This is a genomic window from Pseudomonas sp. PDM05 (assembly GCF_014851685.1).
Taxonomy (GTDB): Bacteria; Pseudomonadota; Gammaproteobacteria; order Pseudomonadales; family Pseudomonadaceae; genus Aquipseudomonas.
Genome location: NZ_JACVAC010000011.1, coordinates 140,749 through 160,040 on the forward strand (window position 1 = coordinate 140,749; position 19,292 = coordinate 160,040).

Consider the following 19,292-nt stretch of genomic DNA (forward strand, 5'->3'; position numbering starts at 1 on the left):
GGGTTTTTTTTGCGCATTTTCATTAACAAAAACGACATGCAATAGAGCATTCATTTCGCTTTTTTAGCATCCGCGAAATACTCATTCTGATTTTGGTGAATTTTAGTGAAATTCCGACGCGGGGATTGCGCGCTTGGAGGTGCTCCCCCAATGCCACGCCAGAGCAGTTAAGGAACGGAGAAAAATAAATCGTGAGCCGGTCGTTAGGTGCTCTCCCGCGACTCACTAGCCGAAGACAGCGGCAATGACGCAATTATCTCGGCACGACAAGTCTCCAGTATTTCATCCGCGAGAGACGAGTCATCCGGACACGCCCGTGACAGCATAACTGCGCCGATTGCATGGGCTAGCAGGTCTATCATTTTCGCTCGAGCTCCTTGCTTCGTCACATCCAAACCCGCTGTGTACTTTTCCTCGAGTGCTGCAAGCGTGTTTTCAACTCCACTGGCAAAGGTCGCCTTCAAATCGTCTGACTGACGGGCGGCGTCACCACACAGCGCTGCCATGGTGCATCCGGCTCCCCTGCCGTCTCTGTGATCCCTCGACACGTACAGATTTACAAATCCAGGAACGTCGAGATTGCAGGTACTCGAAAGGGATTTCGAAAGGCTATTTTCCGCTGCTTCGGCCATCAAATCTGCCTTGGAGCCGAAGTGCTTGTAGAAACCTCCCTGGGTAAAACCGGCAGTAGCCATGAGTTCTGCCACACCCACACCATCGTAGCCACGCTCACGAAACAGCTCTGAAGCCGTCTCCACAATATGGGCCCGGTTGGCGAGTGATTGCGTCTTGGTGATCTTCATTGCGCGCTCCTATGCCTCTTAAACAATGGCCTGACTATACTCTGATGTCGATCACAATCAAAACTGTTGACAGCTTTGATTATGATCGACATCATAAATCCAGTGCCACATGTCTTTGCCACCACGGCGCAGATTGCCGTCATTGATCAACGAGTATGGAATCGATATGAACGACAAGACCTTGTTTGAGCCCTACACGCTCGGCTCGCTGACGCTTTCCAACAGAATCGTAATGGCGCCACTGACGCGAAATCGCGCTGGGGCAGGCTGTGTTCCGAGCGAGCACTCTGCAACCTATTACAGCCAGAGAGCGTCGGCAGGTCTGCTGATTTCCGAGGCGTCCCAGATCTCGCAACAAGGTCAGGGCTATCAAGATACGCCCGGTATCTATACACAGGCGCAGATAGATGGCTGGCGCAAAGTTACCGACGCAGTTCATGCCAAAGGCGGACGCATTTTCTTGCAGTTGTGGCATGTTGGTCGCGTATCCCACGTCGACCTTCAGGAGAACGGTGCAGCTCCGGTAGCGCCTTCTGCTTTGCAAGCCGCGACGAAGGTATTCGTCAACAACACCTTCGCAGATGCTTCAGTTCCCCGAGCTCTTGATATCGAAGAGTTGCCCGGGATCGTTAATGACTTTCGCCAAGCGGCGATAAACGCCATCACTGCGGGCTTTGACGGCGTAGAGATCCACGGCGCAAACGGCTACTTGCTGGATCAGTTCCTCAAGGACGGCGCCAATATTCGCACTGACGCCTACGGTGGCTCAGTTGAAAACCGTGCTCGCTTGCTGCTCGAAGTCACGGCTGCGGTGGTGGACGCGATCGGTGCCGAGCGAACGGGAATCCGTATTTCTCCAGTGTCACCTGCCAACGGCGTTTCCAGCAGTGACCCGCAGCAGCAATTCAATTACGTCGTCGACCAGTTGGATGCCTTGGGCCTGGTTTACCTGCATGTGGTTGAAGGTGCAACAGGTGGGCCGCGCGACGTCGCCCCTTTCGATTTTGGCGCCCTGCGCCAGCGCTTCAAAAATACCTACATTGCCAACAACGGCTATGACCTGAATCTGGCGGCTTCGCGACTCAACGACAACAAGGCTGATTTGATCGCCTTCGGACGTCCGTTCATTGGCAACCCTGATTTGGTCGAGCGGCTCAAGAACCACACACCTTTGTCCGCATTCGACCCTACAACTTTGTATGGCGGCGGTGCAGCGGGCTATATCGACTACCCGACACTTGCCGAGTCCCGCTCCGCGCAGGGCTGAACAGCCCTGGAAACAAAATCGCTGATATACATCCACTCAAGAGCATCTATTTATGAGCACACCTGAAACCGTACTGATTACCGGCGCCTCAACAGGCATTGGCGCGATCTACGCTGAGCGTTTTGCCCAACGTGGGCACGACCTGGTACTGGTTGCCCGCGACAAAAACCGGCTGGACGCACTCTCTTCCCAGCTGCGTGAGAAATACGCGGTTTCCATTGACGTGATCCAGGCCGACCTGACTCAACTCAGTGATCTGACCACCGTGGAAGCTCGCCTGCGTGATGACGCCAGTATCGGCATCCTTGTGAATAATGCGGGAGCCGCCCAATCTGGCAGCTTCATTGAGCAATCTACCGACAGCGTTGCCAACCTGGTCGCGCTTAACACCACCGCCCTGGTACGACTCGCCAGCGCAATCGCTCCACGCCTGGCACAAGCCGGTAATGGCGCAATTATCAATATTGGCTCGGTCGTGGGGCTGGCACCGGAATTCGGAATGAGCGTCTACGGTGCGACCAAGGCGTTTGTCCTATTTCTATCGCAAGGCCTGAGCCTTGAGCTCTCGCCTAAAGGCGTCTACGTACAAGCTGTTCTCCCTGCGGCCACCCGCACGGAGATCTGGGAACGTGCGGGCATCGACATCAACACCTTGAGCGAAATTATGGATGTGAGCGATCTGGTCGATGCTGCGCTGGTCGGTTTTGATCGTCGCGAGCCTGTGACCATTCCACCGTTACAAGACGCCGCTCGTTGGGATGCTCTGCAGGCTGCCCGCCAAGGTTTGCTTTCTGAGATTCGCCAATCTGTAGTCGCCGAGCGCTATCAAGCCAAGGCGTGATTATCAGGCTGCAGGCGCTGATACGCATTCCTTGATGTAAAGGCGCTTGCTGCAGATTTTCTTACATTCACTCAGCCGCCCCTCATCAGGGCACGGTGTGCACATGATCGTTGAAGCCACAAATCGTGACCTTGGATTGCCAGCGCAGTTCGTCTGCGCCGCGAACCAGCAGGTGACTGTCGAAGGAACAGCATTTGCCTATCGAGACTTGGGGCCTAGAGACGGATTACCGCTCGTTCTGTTGAATCATTGGGGCGCCGTTCTGGATAACTTCGACCCACGCATCCTCGATGGACTGGCCCGCACCCGACGAATCATTGCCACTGACTATCGGGGAATTGGCGCATCGGGTGGAACCGCCCCTTTGACCGTCAGTGAGATGGCAGACGATGCCATCGCCGTGATCCGTGCTCTGGGATTCAAAAAAGTCGACCTGCTGGGGTTTTCGTTGGGTGGGTTCGTCGCACAGGACATTGCGCTGAGAGCCCCTGAACGGGTGCGCAAACTTATTTTGACCGGTACCGGGCCGGCGGGCGGCGAAGGTATAGATAAGGTGTGGTCTGTGTCGTGGCCGTTGATGCTTAAGGGGCTCCTGACAGTGCGCGACCCGAAGTTTTACCTTTTCTTCACCGCTACGGCCAATGGGCGAAAAGCTGCCAAGGATTTTTTAGAACGCCTGAAGGAGCGCAAGACATATCGAGACAAAAACCCAACGCCTGCTGCCTTCATGCGGCAACTGAAGGCGATTCAAACCTGGGGCCGGCAACAGCCACAGGATCTCAGCCGCATCCAGATACCCACGCTGATCGTAAACGGTGATAGCGACATCATGGTTCCTACTGTGAACTCTGCCGAGTTGGCGAACCGAATTCCAAATTCACAACTGATCATTTACCCCGACGCGGGTCATGGCGGAATCTTCCAATACCACACTGATTTCGTGACGAGAGCGACCGCATTTTTGAATGCCTGAACACCTTCGGCTCGCCTTACAGCAGCACGCTGGCTTGGGCATGCTGCCATCCCATTGAACCATGAGAACCGAATCATGAAAGCCTTCCTGATCGACCGTTACGGCAAAAATCATGGACGTATTGGCGAGGTACCGGAACCGGAACCGGGAATCAACGACGTCCTTGTCAAGGTGCATGCCAGCAGCGTCAACCTGCTGGACTCGAAGATCAGCAAAGGTGAATTCAAACTGATCCTGCCGTATACATTCCCGCTGATTATGGGTAACGACTTAGCCGGCGTCGTCGTCCGCGTGGGGTCAGGGGTGCGCGACTTCAAGCCCGGAGATGAGGTCTATGCCCGCCCTCCTCAATCACGCATTGGCGCCTTTGCCGAGCTGATTGCGGTGGATGAAAGTGCTCTTGCGCTGAAACCCAAAAATATCTCCATGGAAGAAGCTGCTTCTCTTCCCTTGGTTGCGCTGACCGCCTGGCAGGTGTTGGTTGATACAGCCCGGTTGAAAAAGGGGCAAAAAGTCTTTATCCACGCGGGTTCCGGTGGTGTCGGCACAATTGCCATCCAGCTTGCAAAGCATCTGGGTGCTTTCGTTGCCACTACGACCAGCACAAGTAACGTGGATTGGGTCAAGGCATTAGGGGCGGACGTTGTCATCGATTACAAGCAGCAAAACTTCGAAAACGTCTTGCGCGACTACGATGTCGTATTAAACAGCCTAGGCCCTGTCGACCTGGAAAAATCACTCAGCATTCTCAAGCCTGGTGGTCAGCTTATCTCCATCTCAGGGCCGCCGACGGCAGAGTTCGCACGGGAGCAAAAGCTGTTCTGGGGACTGGGCTGGGTCATGCGTCTGTTAAGCAGCGGCATACGCAGAAAAGCCCGCAAGCAAGGCATCAACTATGCGTTCGTGTTCATGCGTGCGAGCGGCGCCCAGTTGGAAAATATCACTGCGCTTGTCGAGTCCGGCGCTATCACACCAGTGATCGACCGCGCCTTCCCTTTCGAAGCAACGGCTGAGGCATTGAGCTATGTCGAACGTGGCAGAGCCAAAGGCAAGGTGGTCATCAAGATCATATGACCAAGCAGGCAATCAATAACCAAAACCCTGGACGAGGGTTTATGTTTATCGCATTTCGATGCGTGCGAGCAGGTCAGGAAACAAGCGAATGACTGTCGATAATCTGAAGACACGCAAATCCGTGCCACCCCATGAATCAGATCAAGGTCAGGCAGGTAGCGTTGTCTCACTGGTCTGTGACTCGACCCTTCTGCCAGACGAGAGTTCTGGTACAGCGATACGTGAAGCTCACTTATCAGAAGTGTCCTGTAGTAACCCTGTTTCACCGCCAGGAAAATTTGAGCCGCCGTCCAAACCCGCTCCGCCAACGCCTCCAACCATAGCCTGGCGCACGTTAATGCTGGAGCAATAATGCTGAACCACCTTGCTATCTGGAAATTCACCTGACCCGTCCAGCAGCGCCACTCAGCCCAACTGCCGAAGAATTCTGGGCCAGGGTGGGCAGCGACTGATAATGCATCCAATAAAAAAGGCCCCGAAGGGCCCCTTGTACTCAAACCAAACTCACTTTGTCAGCCAGGACTCAACTGTGGCGGAGCCGTGTTCTGCTTTCCATTCTTTCAAGGTCTTGTGATTGCCGCCGTTGGTTTCGACGACTTCGCCGGTGTGCGGTTTTTTGTAGACCTTCAACCACCCGTGGTCACGTCCGGATACGGGATCGCGACAACCTTCCAACCCATTGCCGGCAGTCATCAACCAATCTCCAGGGCGTTTATCTTTCCATCATGAACACTGAAGGTGTATGTCACTACCGCAGGACTGCCGGGAAAATTACCGGAGAGCCGCACGCTGATCACCGCCTTTGCCTCATCCTCCTGACTGTCCACGGGTTCGGCCGTGTATTGGTACTTCGCTTTCGCTGCCGCTCTCCATGCGGTGATGGCATCAATACCCACGATGGTTTTTCCTTCATCCAGGACTGTCGCATCCTGCGTAAATACTGTGTTTAAGGTGCCGACGTCGGTGCCGGTCTCACTTGTAAAATAGGCTTCAATGGCTGGATGCCGACTAATACTCATCGAGTTATTCTCCTGATAGACAAGTGCTACTCATGATCGGCGCCTCAGCCAAACTCGACAAGAACGCACGAAAAAGTAAGTGACTACCAATGAGCCATAACAAGGTCTACACGCCTGATTCAGCTGCCGAAGATGTCAATGCCGTACTTGCACTACTGCGCGGCAGATGGAAACTGGTCATTTTGTTTCATCTCTTCGATGGCAAGGTTCAGCGCTTTTCAGATCTCGAACGCGTGGTCAGTGGCATATCTCAAAAAATGCTGGCTCAACAACTGCGGGGGCTGGAGCAAGATGGGCTGGTGATACGTACCGTCTACGACGAAAAACCACCTCGAGTGGACTACCGCCTGACGGCTTGGGGACAAAAGCTTTGTCCGGTGCTTGATGGCATGTTGAAGTGGGCCGAGGCCGACCACGAACAGGTATCACCCTCCTCCTCTCTTCCGGCCTAGGTGTTCGAGGGCCGGGCTCTCGTTACGACGGCGGTATAGCAAGGCGCCCGGTTGCGTGGCTGTACGCTAGGCGCTCGATCGCTCGGGCTTGAGCGCGCCTGGTGATTACGATCTACGCTAAGACACTGGCGCCTTTAATCGCCAAGAATACCTTTGTGGAGCAAGCTGTCCCTGCTGGTGTCGTTGGTTTGGCTCATGCGAGATTTGGATGCGGTGAGTACACCCGAGAAACAGTCGCCTGCTGGTCATAAATCAGACAGATGGCACTTAGGTTGTCTAAAGTTGTGACGCACGGCGCAGATAAGTCGTATGTCATCTCCACGCGCAACACAGTTCAAGGATCGAACTCATGACCCAGCGTCAATCCAGCCGCACTCCCCCTCTCGCTCATCCGCGTTTTCGCTGGTTCGCTTTGATCCCGGTGGTACCTGCCGTGATTTGGACACTGGTGCAATCAACCTCTGCGGCCAACCTGGCGGCTTGCGCGGTACTGGTGCTGATCGGCCTCGGTGCCTGCGCCTGGAGTGCGAGTTCGCAGCGTAACGCCGTGCAGCTAGGCATCGCGCAGGTGCAGGCGGCTCAGGCCGACGCGGGCGTGGCGCGCAACGGTATGGCCTCGCGGGCACAGCTGGATGAGGTGTTGCTGGGCGCCATGCCGATCTGGGCCAAGCAGGTGGAAAGCTCGCGCCATCAGACCGAAGAAGCGATTGTGAGCCTGGCTAACCGGTTTACCGGGATCGCCACGCGCTTGCAGGAAACGGTACACGCCTCGCAGCACGCTGCCGGAGAACTGGATGGGCACGCCGCCGATGGGCCGCTTGAGGCGCTGGCACGCAGCGACAGTGAACTGAGCCAGGTGATCAATTCGCTCAAGGCCACGCAAAGCAGCCGTGATCAAACCCTGGCCCAGGTCCGCAGCCTGACCGCCTACACCGGCGAACTGCGCACCATGGCCGCTGATGTGGCGGCGATTGCTGCACAAACCAACCTACTGGCCCTCAACGCAGCCATCGAGGCGGCGCGGGCCGGTGAGGCCGGTCGTGGCTTCGCGGTGGTGGCCGATGCGGTGCGCAGCCTGTCGAGCAAATCCAGTGAAACCGGCCAGCAGATGTCGGCCAAGGTCGACATCATCAATAACGCCATTACGCAATTGGTGCACGCTGCGTCCAGCAACGCCGACCAGGACAGCCATTCGGTGGCCGAATCCGAAAACAGTATTCAAGTGGTGCTTGAGCGCTTCCAGAACATCACCGGGCGTCTGGCCGACTCCGCCGACCTGCTCAAGCAGGAAAGCTACGGCATCCGCGATGAGATGACCGAGGTGCTGGTCAACCTGCAATTCCAGGATCGGGTCAGCCAGATCCTCAGTCACGTGCGCGACAACATGCACGCTTTGCATGAACACCTCCTGCAAGCCAGCCTGGCCCCCGACCAGGCGGTCGCCGTCGACGCCCGGCAGTGGCTGGCGCGCATGGAAGCCACCTATGCCACCGACGAGCAACGGCGCATCCACCATGGCGATGCGGCCGCGCAGCACAATTCTCAAGACATTACTTTCTTTTAGGAGTACCTCATGGCGAAGAATGTATTAGTGGTCGACGACTCCAGCAGTGTGCGGCAGGTGGTCGGTATTGCCTTGAAAAGTGCCGGTTACGACGTGATCGAAGCCTGCGACGGCCGGGATGCCCTGGGCAAGCTCACCGGGCAGAAGGTGCACCTGATCATCAGCGATGTGAACATGCCCCACATGGACGGCATCACCTTCATCAAGGAGGTCAAGAAGCTGGCCAATTACAAGTTCACGCCTATCATCATGCTGACCACTGAGTCCCAGGAGTCGAAGAAGGCCGAGGGTCAGGCCGCTGGCGCCAAGGCCTGGGTGGTCAAGCCGTTCCAGCCGGCGCAGATGCTGGCAGCGGTGTCCAAACTGATACTGCCCTGAACCCCGGCGCCAGGGAGGCTCCCATGCCGATCACCATCGAAACCTTCGACGACACTGCCCGCGTGCGCATTGACGGTGAGCTGACGATTTACACCGTCGCGGAACTGGCAGGTGCGCTGCTGCCGCAGATCGGCGCGTCGCCATGCCTTGAGCTGGACCTGTCCCAGGTCACGGAAATGGATGGCGCCGGCTTGCAGTTGCTTGCGGTCATCCGGCGTGAGGCCGGCATCAGCGGTACAGGCTTGAGCGTGACCGGCCAGAGCCAGGTGGTCATCCAGGCGCTCCAACTGTGTCGGAGTGAGGCCTCATAGTCAGCGCTTCCCACGTTTTTTGATCGACAAGGAAAGGTCCGGTGAGCATCAATCTCGATCAGGCACAGCAGACATTCATCGTTGAGGCACGCGAGCTGTTGCAGGACATGGAGCAATCCCTGCTGCAATTGGAAAGCGAGCCCGACGACCAGGATGCCATTGGCGCGATTTTCCGCGCCGCCCACACCATCAAGGGTTCGGCGGGCCTATTCGGTCTGGCGTCGATCGTGGGGTTCACGCATATCGTCGAAAACGTGCTCGACCACCTGCGCGAAGGCAGTGTGGCGGTGGACGCCGCTTTGATCGCACTGCTGCTCAAGTGCGGTGACCACATGCTCGAATTGATCGAAGTGGTCGCCGACCGCGGTGAGACGCCGACGCCCGCCGCGCTGGAGCGCGGTGAGGCATTGCGCGAGGCACTGAGTGCCTATTCGCCGCTGCCAACCACCGCTGTCAGCGTCGACACCGCTGAGGTGGGCGACGACGCGGCGGTGGAAGTGCTTTGGCATATTGACCTGCGCTTCGGCGTGGATGTCTTCCGCAACGGCATGGACCCGTTGTCGTTCCTGCGTTACCTCGACACCCTGGGCACGCTGTTGCAGGTCACCACCTTGACTCAGCACATTCCGCCCGCCGCCAGCTGGGACCCGGAAAGCTGCTATCTGGGCTTCGAGATTGACCTGCGCTCGACGGCCAGCCACGCCACCCTCAAGGAGGTATTCGACTTTGTGCGTGATGACTGTGAAGTGCAGATCAGCGCCGTAGATGAAGCGCCTGAGCGCACGGCGGCCATCGCTCGCGACCTGGTCACCCAGGCCGAGCCCGCCTTTATGCCAGCAGCATCGCCGCGTCCGGCGCCCAGTGAGGTGAAGACCCGCGATGGCAATTACGTGCGCGTCAACGCCGACAAACTCGACGAGTTGATCAATCTGGTCGGCGAGTTGGTGATCGCCAGCGCCGGCGCTAACCTGCTGGCCCGCTCCTCTAACAATGACCCGCTGCAAGAGGCGGCTTCGACGGTCTCGGGGCTGGTGGAAGAGATCCTCGATGGCGCCCTGCACTTGCGCATGATCCCCATCGGCGACACGTTCAACCGCTTCCGCCGCGTGGTGCGCGATATCAGCCAGGAGCTGGGCAAGGACATCGAACTGATCATCAGCGGTGCGGAAACCGAACTGGACAAGACCGTGGTCGAGAAGATCGGCGACCCGCTGATGCATCTACTGCGCAATGCCATGGACCACGGTATCGAAAGCGCCGATGCGCGGCGTGCGGCCGGCAAGTCGGCGAAGGGCCATCTGAGCCTCAATGCTTACCATGACTCGGGGAGCATCGTCATTGAGATCGCCGACGACGGCGCCGGGCTCAACCGCGAGCGCATCCTGCAGAAGGCCCAGGAACGCGGGCTGGTGGCCAGTGGTGCGCTGCTCACCGACCAGGAGATCTACAACCTGATCTTCGAAGCGGGTTTCTCCACCGCCGAGGCCGTGACCAACCTGTCCGGGCGCGGCGTTGGCATGGACGTGGTCAAGCGCAATATCACCTTGTTGCGCGGCACCGTCGACCTCGACAGTCGCCCCGGCAAGGGCACCGTGGTGCGCATTCGCTTGCCGCTGACCCTGGCGATCATCAATGGGTTCATGGTCGGCATCGACCAATCCACCTATGTGATTCCGCTGGACATGGTCCAGGAGTGTATCGAGCTGGATGAAGACCTGCGCCAGTCCAGCCGTGACACGGGATATCTGGACCTGCGTGGCGAAGTGTTGCCACTGGTGCACCTGCGCGATCACTTCAATCACGAAGGCCCGGCCGCCCGACGTCAGAATGTAGTGGTAGTGCGCAATGCCGAGCATAAGGCCGGGCTGGTGGTCGATGACCTGCTCGGCGAGTTCCAGACCGTGATCAAACCCCTGGGCAAGTTGTTCGGCGCACTGCGCGGCATCAGCGGCTCGACCATATTGGGCAGCGGCGCGGTGGCCTTGATTCTGGATGTACCGGTACTGCTCAACCAAATCGTACAACTGGAAGCCCGCACAACCCAGGCGCCTCAGTCGCCAACGGTCGTTGCCCGCTGACGCATTTGCAATTCCATGGAGGTTCCCCGATGAAATGGTTCTACGATCTTAAGATTTCCACCAAGTTGATCAGCTCGTTCCTGCTGGTCCTGGTGCTCACCGGGGCGATGGGCGGCTTCGCCATCCACCAGCTCGGTGCGGTCAACCATGCGGCCCAGGACATCAAGGGCAACTGGATGCCCTCCATGCGCGCAGCCGCCGGCATGCGTTTTTTTGCCGCCAACTACCGTTTGAAAGAAAACCGCCACATCGCTACCGAAATTCCCGAGGAAAAGGCCCAGGCCGAACACGAAGCCACCGAAGCGCGCCAGCAGTTCGAAACCCGCATGGGCACCTACGAGCAATTGCTGTCCAACGATGAAGACCGTCAACTCCTGGCCAGCGTCAAAAGCGCTTGGGACGCCTACCTTGCAAGCAGCAAGCAGGTGCTTGAGTTTTCTCGCCAGAACCAGAACGCCCAGGCGAGCGGTTTGCTCAGGGGAGAATCCAGGGGGTATTTCGATGAGGTGACCGCTCGGCTGCAGAAAATGGTCGAGTTCAACGACGCCGGCGCGAGCGCCGCCGGCGACAAAGGCTCGGCGCTGTATGAAAGCGCACGTGTGTCAATCATCGCGGTACTGGTCGCGGCCCTGCTGATCGGCCTGGGCCTGGCGGTATTCATCGCACGGATCATTTCCCGCCCGTTGCGCCAGGCCGCGAGCGCCGCCGAGCAATTGGCCGAAGGCAACCTCAACGCCCATATCGAGCCCGGTGGCAAAGATGAAACCGGCATGGTGCTCAACGCCATGCGCAACATGGTCGGCAAGCTGGCACATATCATCGGTGAAGTGCGCAATGCCGCCGATAACCTGGCCAGCGCCTCCGAGGAGGTCAGCGCCACCGCGCAATCGATGAGCCAGGCCACCAGTGAACAGGCCGCCAGCGTCGAGGAAACCAGTGCGTCGGTGGAGCAGATGAGCGCCAGCATCAACCAGAACACCGAAAACGCCAAGGTCACCGATGGCATGGCCAGCAAGGCCGCCAAGGAAGCCACCGAGGGCGGCGAATCGGTACAGCAGACCGTGGTGGCGATGAAGAAAATCGCCCAGCGCATCAGCATCATTGATGACATCGCCTACCAGACCAATCTCCTTGCACTCAATGCCGCCATCGAGGCCGCACGGGCCGGCGAGCATGGCAAGGGTTTCGCAGTGGTCGCCGCCGAAGTGCGCAAGCTGGCTGAACGCAGCCAGGTAGCCGCCCAGGAAATCGGTGAGCTGTCCTCCAGCAGCGTGGACATGGCCGAAAAAGCCGGCAAGTTGCTCGACGAAATGGTGCCTTCCATCAACAAGACGTCCGACCTTGTGCAGGAAATCAGCGCCGCGTCCGAGGAACAGGCGGCCGGAGTCGCGCAGATCAACACAGCGATGACCCAGCTCAACCAGGTGACCCAGCAAAATGCCTCGAGCAGCGAGGAACTGGCGGCCACGGCCGAAGAAATGAGCAGCCAGGCCGAGCAACTGCAACAGGCCATGAGCTTCTTCGTGCTGGATTCGGCGCCCAAGGCCGCGGTTCAAAGCAGCAGCGTGGACAGCCCCGGCAGCAAGCCTAACCGCCAGCAGCCACAGCCCAAACCACAGGCACCGCGCAAGGCATTCGCCTACACCATGGCCAGTGCCCCGGACGAAGCGGATTTCACCCGCTTCTGATCGCACGATCAAGGTGGGCCTACTAGGGAGAGTGATATGGGCGCAGTAATGACGACTCGGCAGACCGCTGTGGCGGTAGATGAGGATGCGCAGTACCTGACCTTCATGCTTGGCGGCGAAATGTTCGCCATCGGCATTCTGGGGATCAAGGAAATTATCGAATACGGCAGCCTGACGGTGGTGCCGATGATGCCGGCTTTCGTGCGCGGGGTAATCAACCTGCGCGGCGCGGTGGTGCCGGTGGTGGATTTATCCGCTCGCTTTGGGCGGGCCAACTCGGCGATCACCCGACGCTCCTGCGTGATCATCATCGAAGCGAGTACCGACGATGGCCAGCCCCAGGATATCGGGCTGCTGGTCGATACGGTGTCTGCGGTGCGGGAGATCCCGGTCACGCAGATCGAGCCGCCACCCAACTTCGGCGCGCGAATTCGTGCCGATTTCATCAGTGGCATGGCCAAAGTCGATGGCAAGTTCGTGATCGTGCTGGAGGTGAACAAGGTGTTGTCCATCGATGAGATGTCCAGCCTCGCCGAGGCCGGCCAGGCGCCGACCCTCGACCTCGACCCGCGTTGAGGCCCCGACCATGCCAGATAACGCTTGCATCGATGATCGTGAATTCGGTCAGTTCCAGAGCTGGCTGTACCGCGCGGCCGGGATCAACCTTTCGCCAACCAAGAAAGCGTTGGTGGCCGGGCGCCTGTTCAAGCGCCTCAAGCACTATGAGCTGCAGAGCTATAGTGAGTATTTCAAGCTGATCATGAATGACCAGCGCAAGGGCGAACTGCAGGTTGCGCTGGATTTATTGACCACCAACGAAACGTATTTTTTTCGCGAGCCCAAGCACTTCGAATTCCTGCGTCAGCAGGTACTGCCCCACGCCGCGCCGAGCAAAGTGTTTCGCGTGTGGAGCGCGGCCAGTTCCTCGGGCGAAGAGCCCTACAGCCTGGCGATGACCCTGGCCGAAAGCCTCGGCACCACGCCTTGGGAAGTGACCGGCTCGGACATCAGCACCCAAGTGCTGGCCAAGGCGCGCACGGGCCATTACTCCATGGAACGCACCGAGACATTGCCCCAGCCGCTGCTGGCCAAGTATTGCCTCAAGGGCATTGGCCGCCAGGCGGGCACCTTCCTGATCGACAAGGCTTTGCGTAGCCGCGTCAATTTTGTCCAGGTCAACCTTAACGAGGCGTTGCCTGCCCTGGGGGAGTTCGAGGTGATCTTCCTACGCAACGTGATGATTTATTTCGATCAGCAGACCAAGCGCCAAGTGGTCGCACGCCTGCTGCCGCTGCTCAAACCCGGCGGTTATTTGATCATCAGTCACTCGGAAAGCCTCCACGGTGTGAATGACACCTTGAAGCTGGTGGCACCGTCGATTTACCGCAAGCCATGAAAAAGCCTATCGGTGTAGCCGAAGTAGTATTGGCACCTGGCCAGGTGTGTTTTTCGACGCGGCCGACGCGCCTGCGGACCTTGCTCGGTTCCTGCGTGGCGATCACCTTTTGGCACCCGCAACGACTGATTGGCGGCATGTGCCACTTCATGCTGCCGGGGCGCTTGCGCAATCATCAGTGCCTGGACGGCAGATATGCCGACGAAGCTCTGGAACTGCTGCTGCGCCACGCCCAGGCGAATGGCACCCAGGCACTCGATTACCAAGTCAAGTTGTTCGGCGGCGGCGAGATGTTTCCCAACCTGCGGCGCCAACTGCCGGCGCAGAACGTGGCCAGCCAGAATATCCGCGCAGCGCTGGCCCTGGCCGAGCGTCATCACCTGCACCTGACGGCCCAGGACATGGGCAGTACCGGTTACCGCACGATCATGTTCGACCTATGGAACGGCAACGTCTGGGTTCGGCACCAACCAATGGGAACACTTCAAGAAGATGCCTACCAAAAAAATCAGTGTACTGCTGGTCGATGACTCGGCCGTGGTGCGCCAGGTACTGCAGGCGATTCTCAGCGATACGCCGGATATTCACGTGATGGGCGCTGCCTCCGACCCGATTTTTGCCATGGATAAACTCTCGCGGGAATGGCCGGACGTGATCGTGCTGGACGTAGAAATGCCGCGCATGGACGGCATCACTTTTCTCAAGAAAATCATGAGTGAGCGGCCGACGCCGGTGGTGATCTGTTCCTCGCTGACGCAGAAAGGCGCGGAAACCTCGCTGCAGGCGCTGTCGGCGGGCGCTGTGGAAATCATCACCAAGCCGAGTACGGGGTTGAAGAGTTTCCTGATCGAATCGGCAGCCGAGTTGGTGGCCGCCATCCGTGCTGCCGCGAACTCCAACGTCAGGAACCTGGGCAAGCGCAGCGCCAGGCCGGCGCCATCACCGCCTCCGGCCAGCAAACTCAGTGCGGATGCGATCCTGCCCGCCGGCAATGGCCATGCGATGGCTCAGACCACCGAGCGTATCGTCGCCATCGGCACCTCCACCGGCGGCACCCAAGCGCTGGAAGCGGTGCTGACCGCACTGCCCCGGGTGTGCCCGGGTATAGTGATCGTGCAGCACATGCCTGAGAAGTTCACCGCTTCGTTCGCCGAGCGTCTCAACAGCATCTGCGAGCTCGAGGTGCGCGAGGCGCGCAACAACGACCGCATCCTGCCGGGCCTGGCCCTCATCGCGCCTGGCGGCAAGCACCTGATGGTCACCCGCAGTGGTGCCTATTATCACGCCCAGGTTATCGACGGACCGCTGGTTAACAGGCATCGCCCTTCGGTGGATGTGCTGTTTCGCTCGGTGGCCCGGTTTGCGGGCAGGAACGCCACCGGCATCATCATGACGGGCATGGGCGACGACGGCGCGCGCGGACTCAAAGAAATGCTCGACGCCGGCGCCGCGACAGTCGCCCAGGACGAAGCCAGTTGCGTGGTGTTCGGCATGCCCAAGGAAGCCATCAAACTCAACGCCGCTCAACGCATCATGGCACTGGAGGATATTCATCAAGCGATTTTGTATAAGTGAACGCGAGCCGCCCATGACATTGCCTGATTGGCCTCAGGTTACCGTTTGAAAGCTGCCATTCGTAGAATGTCTGAACAGCCTCCTGTGGCCATCGATAGGCATCCCAACCATCATTTGACGTGGAGCGGCAACGTTTGGAATTAAGACAACTGCGCTATTTCGTAAAAATCCTCGAACACGGCAGCTTGGGACGCGCAGCCCTTGAACTGGACGTCGGCGTATCAGCCCTTAGCCAACAGATCGCGAAACTTGAAAGTGAGCTGTCAACCCGCCTCCTTAATCGCACCACTACGGGTGTCACGCCGACCAGCTCTGGCATGGCGTTCCTGCACCATGCCCAGCTGTGTTTGCGGCAAGCCGAAAATGCGATCCTGGCCGCTCACCGTGGGCGAATGAGTGGCTATGTCACCGTCGGAATGGCGCCCACGACTGCCACTGTGCTTGCCCTGCCATTGATCAACGCAATGCGAGAGCGCTACCCGGATATTCAATTGCACCTGGTCGAGATGCTGTCCGGGCATTTGGCCACGCAACTCAATGCTCGCCAGATCGACCTGGCCATTGTGTTTCAACTCGAAGGGGGCAAGCGCTGGAGCGTGACACCGCTGCTCGACGAAAAACTATTTGTCATCAGTTCACCGCACCTGCCCCATGCACCACAAGGAACGCGCATGCAACTGGCGGATCTGGGCCAACTTCCACTGGTGATGCCGAGCGCGCAACACGGTTTGCGTTCTACGCTGATGGTTGCGTTTGAACGTTCGGGGTTGGCGCCCAACATCATCATGGAAGTGGATGGTCTTGCCGTATTGATGAACGCCGTACGCGCAGGTCATGCTGCGACCATCCAGCCCGGTGCGGCAGCGGCGCTCAAAGGTGAGTCGGGACTTTCAGTGGTGGAAATATCCGATGCTCACGTAGGTCGACGAAACCTGTTGGCGACACTGCCGGATGATGAGCTTGCTCCCGCTGCGCTGGCGGCGCGGGTAGTTATTACGGATGTCGCTCGACAGTTGGTCATTGATCAACAATGGCCGGGGGCCTCGTGGATCGAGGGCGTCGCCCCATGATCCCGGCGCCCTCCTCCTCTCGGCTGCCAAGAATGGTGTGATCCGCAGCAAAGCCTTTATAAAAACTAAACACCTCGACTGGTTTTGCGCCTTTCGACAACACGCTGACCGCCCTACCTTCTCCCCACTCGCGAGGAGCACTTCGTTCATGCCTCCTTGCGATTGAGGAGTGATGATGATCGACGTATTAGTAATTGGCGGCGGCAATGCCGCCTTGTGTGCGGCGTTGATGGCGCGAGAGGCCGGCGCTAGCGTGATGCTGCTGGAGGGCGCACCGAAAATCTGGCGCGGCGGCAACTCGCAACACACCCGAAACCTGCGATGCATGCACGAAGCACCGCAAGATGTATTGGTCGATGCCTATCCCGAAGAAGAATACTGGCAGGATCTGCTGAAGGTCACCGGCGGGATTACCAACGAAAAGCTTGCTCGTATTGTGATCCGCGCCTCGTCGAACTGCCGTGACTGGATGCGCTCCCACGGTGTGCATTTTCAGCCGTCGTTGTCCGGTGCTCTGCATGTTGCGCGTACCAATGCGTTTTTCATGGGCGGCGGCAAAGCCTTGGTCAACGCGTACTTCCGCAGCGCCGAGCGGCTGGGCGTGAAAATCCGCTACAACGCTCAAGTCACCGACATCGAGTTGAAGGACGGAGCATTCGTCGCGGCCCATCTCGGTGAGCGTGAGGTCGACGGACAGCGTTTGCCTGCCGAGCGAATCCAGGCCAGGACCTGTGTTCTGGCGGCTGGCGGTTTCGAGTCGAACCGCGAGTGGCTGCGCGAGGCCTGGGGCCAGAACGAGCGCGGAGAATGGCCTTCTGACAACTTTCTGATTCGTGGGACGCGCTTCAATACCGGCGTGCTGCTGCAACGCATGCAGAACCTGGGCGCCGACTTTATCGGCGATCCCACCCAAGCGCATATGGTGGCCATCGACGCGCGTGCGCCCCTGTATGACGGCGGTATCTGTACCCGTATCGATTGCGTATCGCTGGGCGTAGTGGTCAATCGCGACGGCGAACGCTTCTATGACGAAGGCGAGGATTTCTGGCCCAAGCGCTATGCGATCTGGGGCCGCCTGGTGGCGGGTCAACCCGGTCAACAGGCCTACTCAATCATCGATCAACAAGCCCTCGGCCGCTTCATGCCTCCGGTGTTTCCGGGCACTAAAGCCAACTCCCTGCAAGACCTGGCGCGCCAGTTGAAGCTTCCCGTGACGCAATTTGTCAAAACCATCGAGGCATACAACGCCGCCTGCCGCGTCGGCACGTTCGACCACACCGCGCTGGACAACTGCCACACCGAAGGTTTGACACCCGCCAAAACCCATTGGGCCCGCCCATTGGTAAAGCCCCCCTTCTGCGCCTACCCACTCAAGCCAGGCGTGACCTTCACCTATCTGGGGCTGGCTACCGACGATACCGCCGCCGTTCATTTCAACGGCAAGCCCAGCCCCAACCTGTTTGTCGCAGGAGAAATGATGGCGGGCAACGTATTGGGAAAGGGCTATACCGCCGGCATCGGCATGGCCATTGGTACCGCATTCGGTCGTATCGCCGGTGTGCAAGCCGCGGCTGCGGCCGGCTTCCTGACCCCTTCCTCCACGGAGCCCCAACATGCAGCTGTTTGACCCCAAGGCACCGGGCAATTTGATTCCCGTACTCAACCTTGACGAAAGCGAAGTTCAGCGACAAATGACCGTTTGCAACGCCTGCCGTTACTGCGAGGGCTTCTGCGCTGTATTCCCAGCCATGACAAGGCGTCTGGAGTTTTCTCAGGCGGATATCCACTACCTGGCGAACCTTTGCCATAACTGCGGTGCGTGCCTGCATGCCTGTCAGTACGCTGCCCCTCACGAATTCGAAATCAATGTGCCCAAGGCCATGGCCAAAGTCCGTCTCGACACTTATGCCGAGTACGCCTGGCCACAGGTGATGGGCAAGTTGTACCGGCGCAACGGGTTGGCTCTGGCGCTGGCATCCGGTGCAGGGCTGGCACTGTTCCTGTGCCTCACGTTGTTGGCGATGGGCAATCTGTTTACCGCAATGCCCGGGGGGAATTTCTACGGGATCTTTCCGCATAACACGCTGGCGCTGATGTTCGGTGCGGTCTTCGGTTTCGCGGTACTTGCCTTGACGATTGGCGTGCGGCGCTTCTGGCGCAACGTTTCACCGGCGGATGCGTCCCCGCAGGAAAAGACCGCCGCTGCATTGGAGGCCACAGCCAACGTCGCGCGCCTCAAATACCTGGACGGAGGTCATGGCGAGGGCTGCAATAACGCCGACGATCAGTTCACCCTGTGGCGGCGGCGTTTCCACCACTTCACCTTCTACGGCTTCATGTTGTGCTTCGCCGCCACCAGTGTCGCCACGCTTTACCATTTCCTGCTGGACTGGTCGGCGCCCTACCCCGTCCTGAGTTTGCCGGTGATGCTGGGCATCGCAGGTGGAGTTGGCCTGCTGATAGGCCCCGCAGGCCTGTTGTGGTTGAACCTGCGTCGCAATCCTGAGCACGGCGACGAACACCAGAAGCCCATGGATCGTGGCTTTATCGCGCTGCTGTTTCTAGTCAGCGCCAGCGGCCTGGCACTCCTGGCGTTTCGCGAAAGCGCTGCCCTGGGCTTGATGCTGGCGATCCATCTCGGCCTGGTCATGGCGTTTTTCCTGACCATGCCCTACAGCAAATTCGCCCATGGCATTTTCCGCAGCGCCGCGCTGCTCAAGTACTCCATCGAAAAACGCCAACCCAACCCGATTAACGCCACAAGCGATTGATCGCAGCACCACTCATTCCAAAAACAATATTG

At 58.7% G+C, this 19,292-nt stretch carries 19 protein-coding genes and 1 pseudogene; 17 read left to right on the top strand and 3 right to left on the bottom strand.

Features of this window, described 5'->3' with window-relative positions; translation table 11 throughout:
• Nucleotides 1-203: 203 nt before the first annotated feature.
• A complete protein-coding gene (locus tag IB241_RS20770) occupies nt 204-803 on the bottom strand; it encodes a TetR/AcrR family transcriptional regulator (RefSeq protein ID WP_192300078.1) in 600 nt (199 codons plus the stop codon).
• A gap of 166 nt (nt 804-969) precedes the next feature.
• Between IB241_RS20770 and IB241_RS20775 the strand changes: the two genes are divergently transcribed.
• The 4 genes from IB241_RS20775 (at nt 970) to IB241_RS20790 (ending at nt 4,958) form a co-directional block, all read left to right on the top strand.
• Nucleotides 970-2,070, top strand: coding sequence for an alkene reductase (locus tag IB241_RS20775; RefSeq protein ID WP_192300079.1), 1,101 nt, complete (start codon nt 970-972; stop codon nt 2,068-2,070).
• 52 nt (nt 2,071-2,122) lie between these two features.
• On the top strand, nt 2,123-2,911 hold the full coding sequence (locus IB241_RS20780; protein ID WP_192300080.1) for an SDR family NAD(P)-dependent oxidoreductase: 789 nt from the start codon (nt 2,123-2,125) through the stop codon (nt 2,909-2,911).
• A gap of 103 nt (nt 2,912-3,014) precedes the next feature.
• Nucleotides 3,015-3,884 (top strand): alpha/beta fold hydrolase, encoded by an 870-nt coding sequence (locus IB241_RS20785; protein ID WP_192300081.1) that lies wholly within the window; start codon nt 3,015-3,017, stop codon nt 3,882-3,884.
• 75 nt (nt 3,885-3,959) lie between these two features.
• Complete coding sequence (locus tag IB241_RS20790) at nt 3,960-4,958, top strand: NADP-dependent oxidoreductase (protein ID WP_192300082.1); 999 nt, start codon at nt 3,960-3,962, stop codon at nt 4,956-4,958.
• 504 nt (nt 4,959-5,462) lie between these two features.
• Here IB241_RS20790 and IB241_RS27695 read toward each other — a convergent pair.
• Together IB241_RS27695 and IB241_RS27700 are read right to left on the bottom strand one after the other, a co-directional pair.
• Nucleotides 5,463-5,588 (bottom strand): annotated as a pseudogene (locus tag IB241_RS27695) (transcriptional regulator); the annotation flags it as partial.
• Nucleotides 5,589-5,650: 62 nt separating this feature from the next.
• Nucleotides 5,651-5,977, bottom strand: a complete 327-nt coding sequence (locus IB241_RS27700; RefSeq protein WP_192300083.1) for a nuclear transport factor 2 family protein — start codon at nt 5,975-5,977, stop codon at nt 5,651-5,653.
• 89 nt (nt 5,978-6,066) lie between these two features.
• Here IB241_RS27700 and IB241_RS20805 point away from each other — a divergent pair, with 89 nt between their 5' ends.
• From IB241_RS20805 to tcuB, 13 genes are all read left to right on the top strand, one after another.
• Nucleotides 6,067-6,429: a winged helix-turn-helix transcriptional regulator gene (locus tag IB241_RS20805; protein ID WP_192300084.1), complete on the top strand. Its 363-nt coding sequence runs from the start codon at nt 6,067-6,069 to the stop codon at nt 6,427-6,429.
• Nucleotides 6,430-7,081: 652 nt separating this feature from the next.
• Nucleotides 7,082-7,993 (top strand): methyl-accepting chemotaxis protein, encoded by a 912-nt coding sequence (locus tag IB241_RS20810; protein ID WP_412547882.1) that lies wholly within the window; start codon nt 7,082-7,084, stop codon nt 7,991-7,993.
• A 9-nt stretch (nt 7,994-8,002) separates the two neighbouring features.
• Nucleotides 8,003-8,371: a response regulator gene (locus tag IB241_RS20815; RefSeq protein ID WP_192300086.1), complete on the top strand. Its 369-nt coding sequence runs from the start codon at nt 8,003-8,005 to the stop codon at nt 8,369-8,371.
• Between the two features lie 23 nt (nt 8,372-8,394).
• Complete coding sequence (locus tag IB241_RS20820; protein WP_192300087.1) at nt 8,395-8,682, top strand: lipid asymmetry maintenance protein MlaB; 288 nt, start codon at nt 8,395-8,397, stop codon at nt 8,680-8,682.
• A gap of 41 nt (nt 8,683-8,723) precedes the next feature.
• Entirely contained in the window at nt 8,724-10,760 is a 2,037-nt protein-coding gene (locus tag IB241_RS20825) for a chemotaxis protein CheA (RefSeq protein WP_192300088.1), read from the top strand.
• A 29-nt stretch (nt 10,761-10,789) separates the two neighbouring features.
• Nucleotides 10,790-12,448: a methyl-accepting chemotaxis protein gene (locus IB241_RS20830; RefSeq protein ID WP_192300089.1), complete on the top strand. Its 1,659-nt coding sequence runs from the start codon at nt 10,790-10,792 to the stop codon at nt 12,446-12,448.
• Between the two features lie 36 nt (nt 12,449-12,484).
• A complete protein-coding gene (locus tag IB241_RS20835; protein WP_192300090.1) occupies nt 12,485-13,024 on the top strand; it encodes a chemotaxis protein CheW in 540 nt (179 codons plus the stop codon).
• A 10-nt stretch (nt 13,025-13,034) separates the two neighbouring features.
• Nucleotides 13,035-13,844, top strand: a complete 810-nt coding sequence (locus tag IB241_RS20840) for a CheR family methyltransferase (RefSeq protein ID WP_192300091.1) — start codon at nt 13,035-13,037, stop codon at nt 13,842-13,844.
• The gene (gene cheD / locus IB241_RS20845; protein WP_192300092.1) at nt 13,841-14,374 is read left to right on the top strand and encodes a chemoreceptor glutamine deamidase CheD; all 534 of its coding nucleotides are present in this window, start codon (nt 13,841-13,843) and stop codon (nt 14,372-14,374) included. The genes IB241_RS20840 and cheD overlap by 4 nt, the downstream gene beginning before the upstream one ends.
• On the top strand, nt 14,337-15,419 hold the full coding sequence (locus IB241_RS20850; RefSeq protein ID WP_192300093.1) for a protein-glutamate methylesterase/protein-glutamine glutaminase: 1,083 nt from the start codon (nt 14,337-14,339) through the stop codon (nt 15,417-15,419). The genes cheD and IB241_RS20850 overlap by 38 nt, the downstream gene beginning before the upstream one ends.
• Nucleotides 15,420-15,553: 134 nt before the next feature.
• The gene (locus IB241_RS20855; protein WP_192300139.1) at nt 15,554-16,489 is read left to right on the top strand and encodes a LysR substrate-binding domain-containing protein; all 936 of its coding nucleotides are present in this window, start codon (nt 15,554-15,556) and stop codon (nt 16,487-16,489) included.
• A 175-nt stretch (nt 16,490-16,664) separates the two neighbouring features.
• The gene (gene tcuA, locus IB241_RS20860; protein ID WP_192300094.1) at nt 16,665-18,116 is read left to right on the top strand and encodes an FAD-dependent tricarballylate dehydrogenase TcuA; all 1,452 of its coding nucleotides are present in this window, start codon (nt 16,665-16,667) and stop codon (nt 18,114-18,116) included.
• On the top strand, nt 18,103-19,260 hold the full coding sequence (tcuB, locus tag IB241_RS20865) for a tricarballylate utilization 4Fe-4S protein TcuB (protein WP_192300095.1): 1,158 nt from the start codon (nt 18,103-18,105) through the stop codon (nt 19,258-19,260). The genes tcuA and tcuB overlap by 14 nt, the downstream gene beginning before the upstream one ends.
• The last annotated feature ends 32 nt before the right edge of the window (nt 19,261-19,292 follow it).